Annotated in this window: 14 protein-coding genes and 1 tRNA gene; 10 read left to right on the forward strand and 5 right to left on the reverse strand. The window is 26.6% G+C overall.

All coding sequences use genetic code 11. The annotated features are described in order from the left end of the window. The first annotated feature begins 131 nt into the window (after positions 1-131). Positions 132-1,223: a hypothetical protein gene (locus BHYOB78_RS02070; protein WP_012671699.1), complete on the forward strand. Its 1,092-nt coding sequence runs from the start codon at positions 132-134 to the stop codon at positions 1,221-1,223. Between the two features lie 77 nt (positions 1,224-1,300). On the opposite strand, the gene rbr is transcribed toward BHYOB78_RS02070, so the two are convergent. The 4 genes from rbr to BHYOB78_RS02090 form a co-directional block, all read right to left on the reverse strand. Then, positions 1,301-1,837 carry a rubrerythrin gene (gene rbr / locus BHYOB78_RS02075; RefSeq protein ID WP_012671700.1) on the reverse strand — a complete coding sequence of 179 codons (537 nt, stop codon included), beginning with the start codon at positions 1,835-1,837 and terminating at the stop codon, positions 1,301-1,303. Between the two features lie 45 nt (positions 1,838-1,882). After that, positions 1,883-2,479 (reverse strand): superoxide dismutase, encoded by a 597-nt coding sequence (locus BHYOB78_RS02080; RefSeq protein ID WP_020064945.1) that lies wholly within the window; start codon positions 2,477-2,479, stop codon positions 1,883-1,885. Between the two features lie 164 nt (positions 2,480-2,643). After that, a complete protein-coding gene (locus BHYOB78_RS02085; RefSeq protein ID WP_020064944.1) occupies positions 2,644-3,693 on the reverse strand; it encodes a hypothetical protein in 1,050 nt (349 codons plus the stop codon). Between the two features lie 9 nt (positions 3,694-3,702). Further along, positions 3,703-5,097 (reverse strand): DNA polymerase III delta subunit-related protein, encoded by a 1,395-nt coding sequence (locus tag BHYOB78_RS02090; RefSeq protein ID WP_012671703.1) that lies wholly within the window; start codon positions 5,095-5,097, stop codon positions 3,703-3,705. 174 nt (positions 5,098-5,271) lie between these two features. On the opposite strand from BHYOB78_RS02090, the gene BHYOB78_RS02095 reads away from it, so the two are divergent. The 9 genes from BHYOB78_RS02095 to BHYOB78_RS02135 all read left to right on the forward strand — a co-directional run bounded on the left by BHYOB78_RS02095 (position 5,272) and on the right by BHYOB78_RS02135 (position 17,110). Then, positions 5,272-10,761 carry a hypothetical protein gene (locus BHYOB78_RS02095; RefSeq protein ID WP_244269316.1) on the forward strand — a complete coding sequence of 1,830 codons (5,490 nt, stop codon included), beginning with the start codon at positions 5,272-5,274 and terminating at the stop codon, positions 10,759-10,761. A gap of 23 nt (positions 10,762-10,784) precedes the next feature. Further along, positions 10,785-11,465 carry a ribonuclease HII gene (gene rnhB, locus BHYOB78_RS02100; protein ID WP_012671706.1) on the forward strand — a complete coding sequence of 227 codons (681 nt, stop codon included), beginning with the start codon at positions 10,785-10,787 and terminating at the stop codon, positions 11,463-11,465. Positions 11,466-11,504: 39 nt separating this feature from the next. Further along, positions 11,505-12,299: a Cof-type HAD-IIB family hydrolase gene (locus BHYOB78_RS02105; protein ID WP_020064338.1), complete on the forward strand. Its 795-nt coding sequence runs from the start codon at positions 11,505-11,507 to the stop codon at positions 12,297-12,299. Positions 12,300-12,382: 83 nt separating this feature from the next. After that, positions 12,383-12,455 (forward strand) — tRNA-Gly (locus BHYOB78_RS02110). Between the two features lie 78 nt (positions 12,456-12,533). After that, positions 12,534-13,844: a trigger factor gene (locus BHYOB78_RS02115; RefSeq protein WP_012671708.1), complete on the forward strand. Its 1,311-nt coding sequence runs from the start codon at positions 12,534-12,536 to the stop codon at positions 13,842-13,844. 61 nt (positions 13,845-13,905) lie between these two features. Continuing rightward, positions 13,906-14,487 (forward strand): ATP-dependent Clp endopeptidase proteolytic subunit ClpP, encoded by a 582-nt coding sequence (gene clpP / locus BHYOB78_RS02120; RefSeq protein ID WP_020064337.1) that lies wholly within the window; start codon positions 13,906-13,908, stop codon positions 14,485-14,487. Positions 14,488-14,668: 181 nt separating this feature from the next. Continuing rightward, positions 14,669-15,901 carry an ATP-dependent Clp protease ATP-binding subunit ClpX gene (clpX, locus tag BHYOB78_RS02125; RefSeq protein WP_012671710.1) on the forward strand — a complete coding sequence of 411 codons (1,233 nt, stop codon included), beginning with the start codon at positions 14,669-14,671 and terminating at the stop codon, positions 15,899-15,901. 82 nt (positions 15,902-15,983) lie between these two features. Then, entirely contained in the window at positions 15,984-16,547 is a 564-nt protein-coding gene (gene efp / locus BHYOB78_RS02130) for an elongation factor P (protein WP_012671711.1), read from the forward strand. Then, entirely contained in the window at positions 16,547-17,110 is a 564-nt protein-coding gene (locus BHYOB78_RS02135) for an energy-coupling factor transporter transmembrane component T family protein (RefSeq protein ID WP_020064336.1), read from the forward strand. The genes efp and BHYOB78_RS02135 overlap by 1 nt, the downstream gene beginning before the upstream one ends. A 393-nt stretch (positions 17,111-17,503) precedes the next feature. Here the strand turns inward: BHYOB78_RS02135 and BHYOB78_RS02140 are convergent, their stop codons facing one another. Continuing rightward, entirely contained in the window at positions 17,504-19,093 is a 1,590-nt protein-coding gene (locus tag BHYOB78_RS02140; RefSeq protein ID WP_020064335.1) for a peptide ABC transporter substrate-binding protein, read from the reverse strand. Between the last annotated feature and the right edge of the window lie 24 nt (positions 19,094-19,117).

Consider the following 19,117-nt stretch of genomic DNA (forward strand, 5'->3'; position numbering starts at 1 on the left):
TTACAATTATTATAGCAATGTAAAATTCATGCAATTTTTTTATTTTTTAAGTAAAATATATTTACAAAATAGAGATAATATATTATACTATAATTGTAAAGAAAGTTTACTAAGTGTGAAGGAGGTAAATTATGACTATGACAATAAAAGATAAGAATTTACTTGATGCATATAAGATTTATTTTAATCATGATAATTTGAATGATTTTTCTAATGTAAAAAGAAATTATATATTATCTTCACTAATCAAAGAAGTAAAAACTATAAATTCCAAAAAAGAGAGTATAACTGATAAAGAAATAGAAACTATTTATGATATATTAATAAAACTTTCCATTATGGCAAGAATAGATTTGATTATGTCTATGAAAAGCATAAAAAATAAGGATACATCATTCATAAGCGGTATAAAACGTTCTAGAGATGTTATAGATTATGCTTTGAAAGTGATTATAAAATTATTGTATAAACTTGATGAACAGCAGATTATTTCATGTTATTCAAATAAGTTCATTGATAATGACAGTATATCACATACTAGCAGAGTATTTATTATTGCTGTAAGATTTATGAAATATTACAATAGCAGTATAAATAATAATGTTGTATCTAATATAAAGAAAAAATTTAAAAATAGATATGCTAAATATTATAAAAATGTATTAAGAAAATTTAATATCAGTAAAAAAATAACAAGATTAGAGCATGTATACAAAAGCGGTTTAAGAGATATTTTATTTAATGAGCTTGTTAATATTGCTATAGCCGCATTTTGGCATGATATATCAAATTTATTTAATAATTATAATAAAGATTATAATACTTCAAAATGCTATTCATATTTAAAGCATTTTATAAGATATAATTATGATATATCATTAACAGTAGGGCTTCATAATGAATATTACGGATATGGAAGCGGAGTATTTTTGAATTATTATAATACTATCATCAATTCAAATACACTTTTTGCTCCTAATTATATTGTAAGTTTTGATTATAATGATACTTTGAGATTAAACAGCGTATCATATTTTCCTTCAAAAGTTCTTGAAATAATAGATTTATTTGATAGAATAACTTATTCCGATAATCCATTAAATGATGAAGATGCTTTGTCATTTATTAGTGATAATTATTTAGAGAAAGAAGTAAAAGTAGATCCTATAATTTTTGATATATTTTCTTCTTTTGTATCTGATAATATGAAATTAATAGCTTAATAATATACCTTGTAAAAGAAAAGAGAGGGAAATAATTTCCCCCTCTTTTTTTATTAAAAAAATATAAATTCTAAAAATTAGAAGTTTTCAACACGTACTTCAAAGAATTTTTTAGCATGTTTACAAACTGGGCAAAGTTCAGGAGCTTCTTCGCTTTCAACGATGAAACCGCAGTTTCTACATTTCCATTGAACTTTAGTAGCTTTTTTGAAAACGCTTCCGCTTTTTACAGCTTCTCTTAATTTAGCATATCTTTCTCTGTGTTCTTTTTCAACATCACCGATTAATTTCATAGAACGAGCTATTTCTTCAAAACCCTCTTCAGTAGCTTCTTTAGCCATTCTTGGGTACATATTTTCGTACTCTTCGTTTTCACCTTCCCAAGCAGCTTGTAAGTTTTGAAGAGTATCACCTATACCGTTAAGATATTTGAAGTGTATTTTAGCATGTTCTCTTTCATTTTCAGCTGTTTCAAGGAAAATAGCAGCGATTTGCTCATAACCTTCATTTCTTGCTACGCTAGCAAAATAAGTATATTTGTTTCTAGCCATAGATTCGCCAGCAAAAGCTTCATTTAAGTTTTTTTCTGTTTTTGTACCTTTTAAATCCTTCATTTTAATTCTCCTAAAAAAATATATAAATAATTAGTTTAAACTATATTATTTAGCAAGTTTAATTCTTTCAGCAACATAGTCCCAATTTACTAAATGATCAACAAAAGTAGTTAAGAAATCAGGTCTTCTGTTCTGATAATCTAAATAATATGCGTGTTCCCAAACATCGCAAGTTAAAACACCATGTACTTTATCAGCAACAGGGTTCATAGCATTAGCATATTTTCTAACTTCTAATTTACCATTGTTAATTACAAGCCAAACCCAGCCAGAACCGAATTGAGTTTTACCGCCAGTAGTGAAAGCTTCTTTGAAAGCATCAAAAGAACCGAAATCTGCTTCGATTTTTGATTTTACTTCAGCAGGTATGGCAACATCTTTTTTAAGCATTTTAAAGAATTCTTCATGGTTATAAACCTGACCTGCATTATTAAATACAGCTTGTTTATCAGCATTGTTATGAGATAAAGTGATTAATTCTTCAATGCTTTTTCCCTGTAATGATGAATCCTTAGATACTAAATCATTAAGAGTTGTTACATAAGTGTTTAAGTGTTTTCCATGATGGAAATCCAATGTGTTAGAAGACATATATGGTGCTAAATCTTCTTTTCCATAAGGTAATTTCATTAGATCAAACATACATTTTACTCCTTCATTTTATTTTAAATAAATAATAAACTATTTTAAATTAATGTCAAGCATTTATTAAATAATAAGAAAGTTTTATTAGTAAAAATTACTATTAATAAATAAAGGCACACCAAAAATGGTATGCCTTTAAATTAGTTTTCTTATTTTTTTAATTAGTTAGCAGCATCAGTAGTTTCTGTTTCTGTAGTAGCTGTTGTGTCAGTAGTAGTTCCTGGAGCTGCTGCTTCGTTTTCATAATCTCTGTAAACAGGCATTTTTTCTCTGCTTAATACTTCGCTTTCAGTTTGACCATAAACAAATCCTAATTCATCATAGTATTTAGCATAAGTAGTTCTAAATCTTTCAGAAGTAGTATATAAAACTTTATGGTATTTAGTTATTAACAATTTATATTTAGCAGTTTTAATATTTTCATCAGCTGTTTTTAAAGTAGTTAAATCCCAAAGATTATTGAACATTTCATTTAAGAAATAAACTTTACTTACATCGCTGTTCTGATTGATAGTAGCTAAATTGTAGTTAACACCTGCTAAATAAGTGTTTAACATAATCAATTTTTGAGCATCATTTTCACCTGATAATTCATTATTTAAAGCATTCATTAAATGGAATCTGCTTTTTGCATAATATCCAGCAGTACCTTTAAATAGATTCAAAATACCAGCATAAAGATTTAATTCATAATCAGCTTGTTTTAATTCATTAGTTTTTCCAAGTATTTCATAAATAGGCTTTATATCATCATAAAGTTTGAAAGATTTATCTAATTCATGAAGAGCTATATCTATATTATTATCATTAGCTAATGGGTTAGCTACTAAATCATAGTAATAAACAGCGTTATAGAACATTTCATTAGTATCAGTGAAATTAACATTAGTATAACGCTCTAATATTTTATTAGCTTTGTAAAGTACTCTAAATAAATAATCTTCTCTCATTTTTGTAAGATTAGTTTGAAGAAGATTGTATTCTTTATCAAGAGCAACATCATCAGTATTTCTTAAATCAGTGAAAGAAGGACCAAAAGATGTTATTTCACCTACAGTGTTAGTTCCTGTAGATTCTTGATTTTCAGTTGTAGTTCCAGCAGTAGTTTCTGTTGTTTCAGTAGCAGTAGTATCTGCTGTAGTTTCATCCTGAGCGTATACTGGGCTTAACGCTAGAATCATTACGCTTAATACAAGAAATAGTTTTTTCATGTATAACTCCTATATGTTTTTATTATAATTGTGTAACCAAGTATAAATGTTGCCTAAAGTTTTATAAAGCAGCATTTTAGGTTGAGTATTTGTATTAATTAGGGTATTGATTGTAGAATCTAATTCATCAATAGTCCATACAATACTTTCATCTGAAATAGAACTAGGAAATATATAATCTCTATTTTCTATTTCAAGATATTTATCTTCTAAAGACTTTTTTAAAATATTAATCATTTCTCTAAAAGCATCAATTATCTCATAGTCTCCGTCACTTAATAATGTGGTAAGTGAGGCTACTTGAGATGGATTGTTATTTAAAGCAGCGTCCATAAAAGATAATAATACTTTGTATATATTATCGCTTGTATTTGATTTTTTGTCAAGTACATATTTTACTGCTTTAGCTACACTTCCATAAGAATTTTCTAGTGCTAGGGCTGCTTTTTCCTCATTTAGTCTTAATCTCTTCATTAATATGGATCTTAAAGTATTTTCTGACAAAGGTGAAAATTTTAGCTCCATCATACGAGATCTTAAAGGTTTCATGCCGTCTTGCACTAATTTATTAGTATCAGAAGTAATTAGAATAAATATATTATTGTCGGAAGGCTCTTCTAAAGTACGTAAAAATATATTAGGAGCCCTCTTATCCATTAATTCTATGCCCTCTATAATAATAATTCTCTTATTTGATATTCTCGGCTTTCTATACGTTAATTCTATAATATTTCTTACCGTATCAAGAGGAATTACTGTATGTATTATGTTATAATATATTTTTTTTAAAGCACTAAAGAAATCTCCTTCTATTGAAATTTTCTTCTTTCCGCCTTTATTTTTGGCTATATTCAAAGCTTCTTTTGATTTATTTCTGAATATTGAATCTATAAACTCAACATTATCTGCATTTAATTCATTTAAAGTGTAGTTTACAGCTAAATAATATGGTTCTATTAGGGCATATCTTGAAGTTTCTTTCTTGCTTCCAAGCATATATTCTTTTGGTTCGCTTGTAGGATAATTATCATAACTATCAAAAAGCATAGATTCTACTTTATACAGTATAGAACGGCATGCAGAATAAAAATTATTAAATAAATGCGGAAGTTTATACTCTAAATATTGATTAAAATAAAGCTCTGCATTTCTAAACCTTTCATCTGTACCTGCTACTATAACATCAGGGTGTTTGTATTGATCTATCATTTTACAGGATTTACATTCATCGCAATAAGTTCCGTTTCCTCTCTCACAGCATATAGCTTTAGCATAATTCAAAGCACTTTCAAATTTTCCAATCCCTTCATCTCCGTAAAAGAGGTATGCATGATGAAGCCTGCCGCTTTTATATATTCCTGACATTATTTTAAGCGGAGTTGTTTGTCCCAATACTTTAGCCAATATTAAACCTCTTGTATATTTTTTTACAGATACATGTATAAAGCATAAATAAAATTATATCAACAATAATTTTTGAGTTTTAAATTATAAGTATAATTATGACGATATTTTAGTGTTAGGTTTTTATTTTATCTATTTATTAAACATAACAATATAATTATAAGGAATATTTAAATGGCTGCAAATGATGATATGACAAAAAAAGATTTAATTGAAAATGATGAGCAATCACTTGATAATAAAATTGTAAATATTTCTGAAAGACTAGATAAGTTGGAAAAAGATATAGAAAATATTTTTTCTGATGATAAGATAACAGATGAAGAAAAGGAAAATATTGTTAAAGAAATTTTACAAAATGAAGAGTTTTTAAAATCTGCAGCAGAAACTATAAATAAAGATAATTCAAAATATGATGAACTTATAAATGAATTAAAAGAACAATTGTCTAATAGTTTTGATGATAAAATAGACGACAAAATAGAAAAAAACAATGCTAATTATAACAGCATAATGTTAGAACAGAATCTTAAAAATTTTAAAGAAATTTCTAGTTTAAGAAAAAATCAGAAAGATTTAGAAAATTCTGTTAATGATAATAATGCAAAATATGATGATATTGTCAATAATGTTAATAGTATCAATGAAAAATTAGATACTTATTCAGAAGAATATAAAAAAGAGATAGATATATTAAATACTAAATTAGAAGAATCAAAAGAAGAGCAAACTAAATTTTTAGAAGAAGAAAAAGAAAATTTAACTAGTCTCAAAGAAGAGCTATCTAATAACATTGAAGAAAAGATTGATGAGAAGATAGAAAAAAATAATGCTAATTATAACAGCATAATGCTAGAACAGAATCTTAAGAATTTTAAAGAGATTTCTAGTTTAAGAAAAAGTCAGAAAGATTTGGAAGATGGCATAAAAGAAAATATTTCTAATATAGTTAATGCTTCTATAAGTGAAAATAATTTAAAATATGATGAAGTTATAAATAATATTAATAATAAATTAGATTCCAATTCAGAAGAATATAAAAAAGAGATAGATATATTAAATACCAAATTAGAAGAATCAAAAGAAGAGAATATTAAATTTTTAGAAGAAGAAAAAGAAAATTTAACTAAGCTTAAAGAAGAGCTATCTAATAACATTGAAGAAAAGATTGATGAGAAGATAGAAAAAAATAATGCTAATTATAACAGCATAATGTTAGAGCAGAATCTTAAAAATTTCAAAGAGATTTCTAATTTAAGAAAAAGTCAGAAAGATTTGGAAGATGGCATAAAAGAAAATATTTCTAATATAGTTAATGCTTCTATAAGTGAAAATAATTTGAAATATGATGAAGCTATAAATAATATCAATAATAAATTAAATACTTATTCAGAAGAATACAAAAAAGAAATATATGACTTAAATGCTAGATTAGAAGAATCAAAAGAAGATAATGTCAAATTTTTTGAAGAAGAAAAAAGCAATTTAAAGAAAAATTATGAAGATATACTAATTGATATAAAAGATATTAATGAACAAATGGAAAGATATAAATCTATATATGATGAAAAACTTTCCACAGCAGAAAATCAATTCAGTACATTAATGTTGGATCAGAATTTAAAAAATTATAATGAGATTGATGCTTTGAAGAAAGATCATTCAGATTTAAAAGATATTGTAGAGAGAATAGATAATACAGTAAGTATAAATAGTCTAAAATATGATGATTTAATAAATGATATTAATAATAAATTGTCAGATAATTCATTGAAATACAGAAGAGAGTTGGAGAAATTCAATACTATATTAGAAGAATCAAAAGAAGAAAATAAAAAAGATATAGATAGTTTAAATACTAAATTAGAAGAAGTAAGAGAAGAGCAGAATAAGTTTTTAGAAGAGGAGAGAGAATCTTTAACTAATCTTAAAGAAGAACTATCTAATAATGTTGATTCAAAAATTGATGAGAAAATAGAAAAAAACAATGCTAATTACAACAGCATAATGCTAGAGCAGAATCTTAAGAATTTTAAAGAGATATCAGATTTAAGAAAAAGTCAGAAAGATTTAGAAGATAGTATAAAAGAGAGTATCTCTAATACAGTTTATGCTTCAGTAAATGAGAATAATACAAAATACGATGAATTAATCAATCAGTTAGAAAGTAAAACAGAAGAAAATAAAAAAGATATAGATAGTCTAAATACTAAATTAGAAGAAGTAAGAGAAGAGCAGAATAAGTTTTTAGAAGAGGAGAGAGAATCTTTAAATAATCTCAAAGAAGAACTATCTAATAATGTTGATTCAAAAATCGATGAGAAAATAGAAAAGAACAATGCTAATTATAACAGCATAATGCTAGAGCAGAATCTCAAGAATTTCAAAGAGCTTTCAGATTTAAGAAAATGTCATAAAGATTTGGAAGAGAGTATAAAAGAAAATATCTCTAATACAGTTTATGCTTCAGTAAATGAGAATAATATAAAATACGATGAATTAATCAATCAGTTAGAAAATAAAACAGAAGAAAATAAAAAAGATATAGACAGCTTAAATTCTAGATTAGAAGGAGTAAGAGAAGAACAGAATAAATTCTTAGAAGAAGAAAAAGAAACTTTAAATAATCTCAAAGAAGAACTATCTAATAATGTTGATTCAAAAATCGATGAGAAAATAGAAAAGAACAATGCTAATTACAACAGCATAATGCTAGAGCAAAATCTTAAGAATTTTAAAGAGATATCAGATTTAAGAAAAAGTCAGAAAGATTTGGAAGAGAGTATAAAAGAAAATATCTCTAATACAGTTTATGCTTCAGTAAATGAGAATAATATAAAATACGATGAATTAATCAATCAGTTAGAAAATAAAACAGAAGAAAATAAAAAAGATATAGACAGCTTAAATTCTAGATTAGAAGGAGTAAGAGAAGAACAGAATAAATTCTTAGAAGAAGAAAAAGAAACTTTAAATAATCTGAAAGAAGAACTATCTAATAACATTGAAGAAAAGATTGATGAGAAAATAGAAAAAAATAATGCTAATTATAACAGCATAATGTTAGAGCAAAATCTCAAGAATTTCAAAGAGCTTTCAGATTTAAGAAAAGGTCAGAAAGATTTGGAAGAGAGTATAAAAGAAAATATCTCTAATACAGTTTATGCTTCAGTAAATGAGAATAATATAAAATACGATGAATTAATCAATCAGTTAGAAAATAAAACAGAAGAAAATAAAAAAGATATAGACAGCTTAAATTCTAGATTAGAAGGAGTAAGAGAGGAACAGAGTAAATTCTTAGAAGAAGAAAAAGAAACTTTAAATAATCTCAAAGAAGAACTATCTAATAATGTTGATTCTAAAATCGATGAGAAAATAGAAAAGAACAATGCTAATTATAACAGCATAATGCTAGAGCAGAATCTCAAGAATTTCAAAGAGCTTTCAGATTTAAGAAAAGGTCATAAAGATTTAGAAGATTCTATCTTATCAAATAATACAAAATATGAAGAAGTAATAAATAATATCAATGGCATCAATGATAAATTAGAAAGTTATTCAGAAGATCATAAAAAAGATATAGACAGCTTAAATACTAGATTAGAAGAAGTAAGAGAGGAACAGAATAAATTCTTAGAAGAAGAAAAAGAGAATTTAAATAATCTCAAAGAAGAGCTATCTAATAACATTGAAGAAAAAATTGATGATAAGATAGAAAAGAACAATGCTAATTATAACAGCATAATGCTAGAGCAAAATCTTAAGAATTTTAAAGAGCTTTCAGATTTAAGAAAAGGTCATAAAGATTTAGAAGATTCTATTTTATCAAATAATACAAAATATGAAGAAGTTCTAAATAATATTAATGGCATCAATGATAAATTAGAAGGTTATTCAGAAGATTATAAAAAAGATATAGACAGTTTAAATACTAGATTAGAAGAAGTAAGAGAGGAACAAAGTAAATTCTTAGAAGAAGAAAAAGAGAATTTAACTAATCTTAAAGAAGAGCTTTCTAATAACATTGAAGAAAAGATTGATGAGAAGATAGAAAAGAACAATGCTAATTACAACAGCATAATGCTAGAGCAGAATCTTAAGAATTTCAAAGAGCTTTCAGATTTAAGAAAAGGTCATAAAGATTTAGAAGATTCTATCTTATCAAACAATACAAAATATGAAGAATTAATCAATCAATTAGAAAATAAAGCAGAAGAAAATAAAAAAGATATAGACAGCTTAAATAACAAATTTGAAGATGCAAGAGTAGAGCAGAATAAATTCCTAGAAGAAGAGAAAGAAAATTTCAATAATCTTAGAGAAGAATTATCTAATATTGTAGATGAGAAAATAGAGAGAAGTAATGCTAGTTATGGCAGTTTAATGGTAGAGCAGAACTTAAAGAATTTTCAAGAGATTTCAGATGTTAAAAAGAGTTGTGAGGATTTAGGAAATTCTATAAATGAAAATAATGCCAAGTATGATGAGTTAATAAAAAATATAGATGATAAATTATCTTCTTATTTAGAAGAAAATAAAAAAGAAATAGACAGCTTAAACACTAGATTAGAAGAAATTAAAGATGAACAAAGTAAATTCTTGGAAGAAGAAAAAGAGAATTTAAATAATCTCAAAGAAGAACTATCTAATAACATTGAAGAAAAGATCGATGAAAAGATAGAAAAGAATAATGCTAATTACAATAGCATAATGCTAGAACAGAATCTCAAGAATTTCAAAGAGCTGTCAGGTTTGAAAAAAGTTCAGAAAGATTTAGAGGATTCTATTTTAAGCAATAATGCAAAATATGATGATTTAATAAGTCAGTTAGAAAGTAAAATAGAAAACTTTAATAATCTTAAAGAAGAGTTATTGCAAAATGATAACAATAATAATATCTTTGATTCAAAAATCGATGAGAAAATAGAAAAGAATAATGCTAATTACAACAGTATAATGTTAGAGCAGAATCTTAAAAATTTCAAAGAGTTGTCAGATTTAAGAAAAGGACATAAAGATTTAGAAAATTCTATTAATGAAAATATTTTGAAATATGATGAATTGATAAGTAAATTAGAAAGCAGAATAGAAAATTTCAATAATCAAGATGAGTCATTACCTCATAATAATAATGATATTGATTCAAAAATCGATGAGAAAATAGAAAAGAACAATGCTAATTACAACAGCATAATGTTAGAGCAGAACCTTAAAAATTTCAAAGAATTATCAGATTTAAGAAAGCATTATAAAGATTTGGAAGATGAAGTTAATAAACTTGCAAATAAAGATTATCAATATAATCCTAATAATTCTGATTTTGAAGAATTTGCTAATTTAATAAATAAAAGATTAGATAATCAGGAATCAAAAACTGATGAGTTTATAAAGGCTGTAAATAATATTTTGAATAAAAATAATATAAGGTACGAACAGTTATTTGATGCAGTAAATAGAAGACCTGAAATTAATAGTGTTACTAATAATTCTGAGCATGTTAGATATGTGAAAAATAAAGAGGAGATATGCAGAGATACTAATGATAGTAGAGTAGCTAAGGATATTAAGAGGTTAGATAAAAAAATAAGCGATGTTACTATATTATCTATTTCTATTTTTGCAATTATAGTTGTGATATTTTTAGCATATCAATTGCTGTAATTTTTTATGAAGATGAATTATATATGGATATGTTTTTAGATAATAAAGCAGATAAATTTGTTTATGAAAAAGAATATTTATCATTGGGATATAAATATATATGCGGCATTGATGAAGTAGGCAGAGGATGTTTATTCGGACCTGTTACAGTTGCTGCTGTTATAATGCCATTAGAACTTTATAATGAAAATGAATTAAAAAAAGAAAATATAGTTGAAGAGATTGATGATTCAAAAAAAATATCTGCTAAAAAAAGAGAAGAGCTTTATGATAAAATTATAGATAAAGCTTTATGCTATAGTATTTATTCTGTTGATTCAAAAACTATAGATGAAATAAATATTTATAATGCTGTAAAACTTGCTATGGTTAATGCTGTTAATAATTTGAATATTAAACCGGATATATTATTAATAGATGCTGTAAAGTTAGATATTAATATAAAGCAATGCTCCATAACTAAAGGCGATGCCAAATCATATAGTATAGGCTGTGCAAGTATAGTTGCTAAAGTATATAGAGATAGAATGATGAATGAACTTCCGGATTTTTATCAAAAATATAAAGTTTCAAAAAATAAAGGATATGGAACTAAAGAGCATATGAAAACTATAGAAATGTATGGACCAAGCGATATGCATAGATATTCTTTTGAGCCTATAAAATCAAATTATAAAAAAACAGAAGATGATTTATTATTATAAAATACTTGTTTTTGATCAATTTTATGATAATATATTCATATGATTAATAGTAATATAAAATTAATAGCAACAGATTTAGACGGTACATTTTTTAATAGCAGCAGTGCTATAAGCGATTATAATAAAGATGTTTTTCAATTTCTTATGAAAAACGGCATAGAAATAATACTTGCTACAGGAAGATCTTTAAGCGGTATGAAAAATTATAAAGATATCATAGCTAATAATAATGATTCTATAATATTCAATGGCGCTGCTATAATAGATAATGACGGAAATTTTATATATGATAAAGTTATAGATTCTGAAATATCAAAATCTATTATAGATATTTACGATAAATATGATGTCTATTTGCATCTTTATAGAAGAAATATGCATATAGCTTCAGAGCCTGATTTTTATTTAAAAAAATACATAGAAAAAGAAAAGGTTAATAATATAGCTATTGGTTTGGAAAACATTGAGAATTTTGAGTTCAATAAAATGGTATTTATAGGCGATAGAGAAGAACTTGAAAGACTTCAGAATGATATAAGAAGTAATTTTAATGTTCATACTTGTTTTTCCCATACAAATTTTTTGGAAGTATTGTCATCTGGTATTAATAAGGGCAGTGCTTTAAAATGGATATGCTCTCAAAAAGGTATAAAGAGAGATGAAGTTATAGCTTTCGGAGATAATTATAATGATATTGAAATGATAGAATATGCCGGTGTGGGAGTTGCTATGGAAAATGCGGAAGAAGAATTAAAAAGAAGGGCTGATTGTATATGTTTGACTAATGATGAGGATGGAGTTGGTAAATTTTTAAAAAGCTATATTGGATTTTAGAGTTAAGTGAATTTTATAATATATTTTTATTCTTGACTATTGACATTTTTTATATTTAATGTTATATTTCTTTTAATGTCTATGCGGGAATAACTCAGTTGGTAGAGTTTCTGCTTGCCATGCAGACTGTCGCGGGTTCGAGTCCCGTTTCCCGCTCATTAATAAACCCCAATAGATGTATTTTTTTCTATTGGGGTTATTTTTTTTATTTTTATTTAAAAAGGTATTGCTAAAATGGATATTAAAGATTTAAATTTTGAAACTTCAACAGATGAAAAAGATTTAGTTACATTAAAAATCACTATTTCCAAAGATGCTTATGATAAAGAATTAGAAAAGCAAATAGAGTATTATAAGCCTAGAGTTAATGTTAAAGGTTTTAGAGTAGGTCATGCTCCTAATAATATTATACTTTCAAGATACAGAGAGGCTTTAGAGGGTGCTACTAATGAAGTTTTGATAGAAGATGCTTGGAATACTTATCATGATGAAAAAAATGTTAAGGCTTTAGGTACTCCTAAACTTCTTAATTTAGATAAGAAAGATGACGGACTTCATCTTGATTATGAATATTATCCTATACCTGAATTTGACTTGCCTGATTTGGCTTCTATAAATGTTGAAAAAAATAAATATATAATTGATGATAATGTTGTAGAGGAAGCTTATAAACTTTCTCTTCAAAGATTTTCTCATTTTGAAGAAAGCGATTTGAAATCTGAACTTGGAGACAGAGTTTTTGTTAAAATAGAATTCGATGATGATGAAAATAAAAAATATGATAAAGAACTTACAGTAGTTGCAAGCGATGATGAAAATGAAAGTATTTTTGCTAAAAATGCTGTAGGCGTAAAAAAAGATGATAAAAAACTTCTTAAAACTTTTGTTGATGGAAGAGAAGCTACTCTAATAATGAATATAGTAAAAGTAGAAAAACCAGATATGAAAGATGATTCTAAAGAAGAAGACAGACAAAAAGTAAAAGAATCATTAAAAGAACATTTAGCAAAAAGAGCAGAAGACAGAGCTAACAGCGAACTTATTAATGATACATTATTCAATAAATTAATAGAATTAGTTAATATTACTCTTCCTAAAGGTTATTTTGAAGAACAACTTGAAATATCTTTAAATGAATTTGACAGATCTATGTCCAGCAGAGGAATGAGTAAAACTGATTTCTTAATTTCTGTTGCTAAAACAGATGATGATATCAAAAAAGAATATGAAGAAAATGTAAGAAAACAAATAACTTTTGATATGATTATGGCTAAGCTTTCAGAAACTTATAAAGATTCTATAACAGTGAATGAGGAAAAAGCCAAAGAATATGCTAATAGAATGTATCAATATCAAAGCTATATGGGACTTTCTAAACTTCCAAAAGAAGAACAGCAGAATATAGTTAATTATATAATGCGTGATGCTCATACTAGAGCAACTTCTGAAGCTATAATGGATTATGTTAAAGAGCATGTAAATGTTTCAGAAAAAGATGCAGGTGAATTTAAACCTGAAGAAAGCGATATATGGGGCGGATATTAATAATAATTAATCGCGGTTAATAGGTAATTAGAGAGGTAATGTATAAATGGAGAAGAATTATATGACTATACCTTATGTAATAGAACAAACAAGCAGAGGAGAACGTTCCTACGATATATATTCCAGACTTTTAAAAGATAGAATTATATTTTTGGGCGGTGAGATTAATGATGATGTTGCTAATGTAGTTATAGCACAGCTTTTATTTTTGGAATCAGCTGATCCTGAAAAAGATATATCTTTATACATAAATAGTCCTGGAGGAGTTGTTACAGCTGCTTTAGGTATGTATGATACTATGCAGTATGTTAAGCCTGATGTTGCTACTTTATGTGTTGGACAGGCTGCTTCAGCAGGCGCTTTACTTCTTGCAGGAGGAGCTAAAGGTAAAAGATTTGCAACTGCTAATTCAAGAATAATGATTCACCAACCTTCAGGCGGTTCTAGAGGTATGGTTACTGATATGGAAATACAATTAAAAGAAACTATTCGTTTGAAAAGCATACTTAATAACATTATGGCTAATCATACAGGTCAGGATATTAAAAAACTTGAAGCTGATATGGACAGAGATTATTTTATGAGTGCTGAAGAAGCTAAAGATTACGGCATCATAGATAAAGTTTTCTCAAGCAGAGAATAATTTTTTTAATCTTAAAATATATAAAAGCTAATAATCTTTTTATTAAGTTTATTAGCTTTTATTTTTAATTTTTTTATTGTAATTTTTTATTGCAATAGTTTTATTATAATATAGAATATGCTAATTAAATTTAAATTATTGTTATTTTTATAAAAAATAATACAGTTGATATTGGAGAGATATGTCTAAAAAGAATAATGATAAGAAAGAAGTTTGTTCTCTTTGCGGAAGAGAATTAAAAGAATTAAGCCGATATATTGAAGGCAATGAAGGATATTTGTGTTCGGATTGTTCTTCCATAGCAAATGACTATTTTAATATGAATATGCAGAAGAAAAAATCTAAAGAAAAAGATTATGATATAAAGATATTGCCTCCAAAACAAATAAAATCTTTACTTGATGAATATGTTGTAGGTCAGGATTATGCCAAAAAGGTATTATCTGTATCTGTTTATAATCATTATAAAAGAATCACTCAGAATGCTGAAGATAAAAATGATGTTGAAATAGAGAAGTCTAATGTACTTTTAATAGGACCTACAGGAAGCGGTAAAACATTATTGGCAAGAACTTTGGCTAAGGCTTTAAATGTACCTTTTGCTATTGCTGATGCTACTACTGTAACAGAGGCTGGTTATGTAGGCGATGATGTTGAGAATATACTTTTAAGACTTATACAGAATGCTGATGGAGATATAAAATTAGCTGAAAAAGGCATAATATATATTGATGAGATAGATAAAATTTCACGTAAAAGCGAATCTCGTTCTATAACAAGAGATGTATCAGGTGAAGGAGTTCAGCAGGCTTTATTAAAAATTGTTGAAGGTACTGTTGCTACTGTTCCTCCTCATGGCGGAAGAAAGCATCCTCATCAAGATAATCTTCATATAGACACTTCTAATATACTTTTTATATGCGGAGGTGCTTTCATTGATATAGAAAAATCTATTGCTGAAAGAACTTCTAAGAAAGGTTTAGGATTTGCTGCTGAAGTTAATTCTATGGATAATCTAAATTATGATGAGATAATGAAAAATATTGCTACTGAGGATTTAGTTAAATACGGGCTTATACCTGAACTTATAGGAAGGCTTCCTGTTATAGCTACTTTAGAAGAGCTTAAAGAAGAAGAGCTTTTGAAAATATTAAAAGAGCCTAAGAATGCTTTGACTAAGCAGTATCAGAAATTATTCTCTTATGATAATATAGAATTAAAAATAGATGATGATGCATTAAAATCAATAGTTAAAAAGACTATGGAAGAGCATACTGGAGCTAGAGGACTTAGAGCTTTATTTGAGAGAGTTATGCTTGATGCTATGTATGATATGCCTAATGAAAGTAAAGAAAAACAAGTGTTTGAGCTTGATAAAAAATATGTTAATGAAAAATTAGGTATTGATGATTAATTTTATCAATATTGAAATTTTATCTTTAATAAAATATAATTCACAAACTAAAAATTAATAAATTTTATTATAGGGGTTTTTAATGTTACCAGTAAATGATTTAAGAAAAGGCGATGCTATAATTTTAGACGGAGAAACTTATTTAGTAGTAGATGCACATTTTCACAGAGCACAGCAAAGAAAGGCAAATGTTAAGACAAAATTAAAAAATATGCTTAAAGGAAATATGATAGAAAAAACTTTTTCTTCTACTGAAAGCGTTGAAGAAGCAGATTTATCATATAAAAAAGCTCAGTACCTTTATGAAGAAGGCGACAGTTATGTATTTATGATATTAGATAACTATGAGCAGGTTCATGTAAGTGCTGATATTTTGGGTGATAGTAAATATTATTTATTAGATAGCTGTGAAGTTGATTTACAATATATCAATGATGAAGTTACAGCCGTTCGTTTCCCTATTCATGTAATATTAGAGGTTACTTATACAGAGCCAGGTTTTAAAGGCGATACTACAGGTTCTACATTAAAACCTGCAAAACTTGAAACAGGTATAGAAGTTAATGTACCTCTATTCATAAATATTGGTGATAAAATAAAAGTTGATACTAGAGATGACAGCTACGTTGAACGCGTAAATAAATAATGTTTTACTTACTATATATTATTTCAGCTTTATTATTATTAATAACTATATTTTTTATAAAAGTTAATTATTTGATATATATTGCAATAGCTTTTTTTATACTTCATATAATATTTACAAAATCTATTTTTATGACTATAAAAAAGCTATTGTATTTAATACCTTATTTTTTAGCTATATTCATAATTCAGGCTTTAAACTCCAGAGGGGAGTATTATAATTTATTTGGATTTTATATTGATAAAGTAGGTGCCGATTTTACAATTATATATTTTATCAGAATAGCTTCTGTACTTTATTTCCTATCAATTTTCTTTATTATCATAAAAAAATTAAAAGTTCCAAATGGGCATATTTTTGATGAGATGATAAGAATAAGTATTTTTATGAAAATAGTGAGAAAATCATTTTTTGCTGAGTTTGCTAAGATAAGAGATAAAAATAAGACTTTTAAAGAAAAACTCAATTTAATAAAAAATCTATTAGAAAATGTTTATAATGATTCTTTTAAACTTTATCCTTATGATATGCTAATCTCTCACTATAGAAATTTAAAAAAATAGATTTATTTTCATTCCCCGCCCTTTATATTTATTAATTTATTTTTTATATGTATTTTATTATTCCTCATTACTTTATTAGATATTTCTGTATCCCACCCAAGCGGAGGATAAATTTTTTGCCTATTCAACGCACGGTAAGCCAATCTAAAAATTTAAATCGATTTATAATACAATTTTTATTATATCATAAATTTTACTAACCGTGCGTTATACTGATAATAAATCTAATAGCATCTAGGGTGGGGCATGCTTTTTCTTATTCAGCCTTATATATGATTATAGATTGTGATTTAAAGTTGATCTTATATCTAATGGGCGGGGTATGTAATTGATTTTAACAAAAAAGGAAACCAGATTAACTGATTTCCTTTTTATTTAATTGAAATTTAAAAATTATTTTTCCAGATATGCATAATCGAATCTATATTTAGCTAAAGGATCAAGTTTATAATCTTTAAGCTGTTTTGAAATCATTAAAGCATTTGCTCTGTAATGTATAGGTATTATAGGCATATCATACATAAGTATTTTTTCAGCATCATGAAGAACTTTCATTCTTTCTTGAGGATTAACTATCTGCTTTGAGCCTTCTACAAGTTTATCATATTCAGGATTATTGTATCCAGGATTACTAGGAGCATAACTTAAATATAATTCAAGCATAGTCATAGGGTCATTATAATCACCTGTCCAACCGCTAAGCACCATTTGATAGCTTAAATCTCTGAAGCTCTGAAGTATAACAGCCCATTCTCTTGGTACTATAACAGCATCAACACCGATGTTCTTCCACATTTGCTGTATAGCTTCAACCATAACAACATTTCCGTCATTTGCTACTAAAACTTCTAAAACAGGATAATTTTCACCGTTAGGATATCCTGCTTCAGCCATCAATTTTTTAGCTTCCTCTATATTTTTTTGATAATCATTGCTTTGTACGCTTATATAGTTTCCTCCTTTAGCTCTGAACTCACCTTCATAATCGCTGATTAAAGGCGGAACAAAAGCACCAGCAGGTTTTTGACCTGATTTATTTATTGAGTCTACTATATAGTTTCTGTCAATAGCAAGAGCTAATGCCCTTCTAACTCTAGAATCTTTTAATGCTTCATTTGTTAAATTCATTTCAAAGAATACAGTACCATAAGCCTGATTCATAACTATTAAACCTTCTTTTTGAAGATTATCAACTTCCTGAGCAGGTACTAAATTAGAGAAATGTATTTGTCCGTTTCTCAAAGCAGCTAATGCAGTATTTTTATCGGCTATCATTGAAACAGTAATTTTTTTAGCAACTATTTTATCTTTATCATAATAGTTTGTGTTAATTTCCATAACTATTCTGTCATCTCTTACCCTTTCAGTCATTCTATAAGCACCATTACCTATATAACTTTCAGGACTAGAAACCCAAGTATCTCCATATTTTTCTATGATATCTTTTCTAACAGGTACAAACATATCAGAAAGTTCTAGGAAATATGCAGTAGGATTTTCTAATGTTATTTCTATGGTGTAATCATCTATCTTTTTTATTCCTAATTCTTCAACATTAACTTCGCCTTTTGATATCTTTAATGCATTTTTCACAGGGGCCATAAGTGAAGCGTAAGGAGCAGCTGTTTTAGGGTCTACAAATCTTCTATAGCTATATACAAAATCATCAGCAGTAACAGGCATACCATCAGACCATTTTGCATTAGTTCTTAGATAGAATGTATAAGTAATTCCATCTTCGCTCATTTTGTAGTTTTCGGCCATACCTCCTACTATTTTTCCATCCTTATCTTTTTTCATAAGACCTTCAAAGAAATGTCTAATATAAACTGTACCGGCACTTGCAGTATTGAGGTGAGGATCTATAGTAGCAACTTCTCCTCCTAAAGATACAACTATAGAATCATCTGTAGTTTTTTCACTACTTGAACATGAAAATATAAAAAATAATAATAGAGTTATTGAAAGTATAATTTTTTTCATTTTATTTACCCTTTTTATAAAGAT

Origin of the sequence: Brachyspira hyodysenteriae ATCC 27164 (assembly GCF_001676785.2) — a bacterium.
GTDB classification, from domain to species: Bacteria; Spirochaetota; Brachyspiria; order Brachyspirales; family Brachyspiraceae; genus Brachyspira; species Brachyspira hyodysenteriae.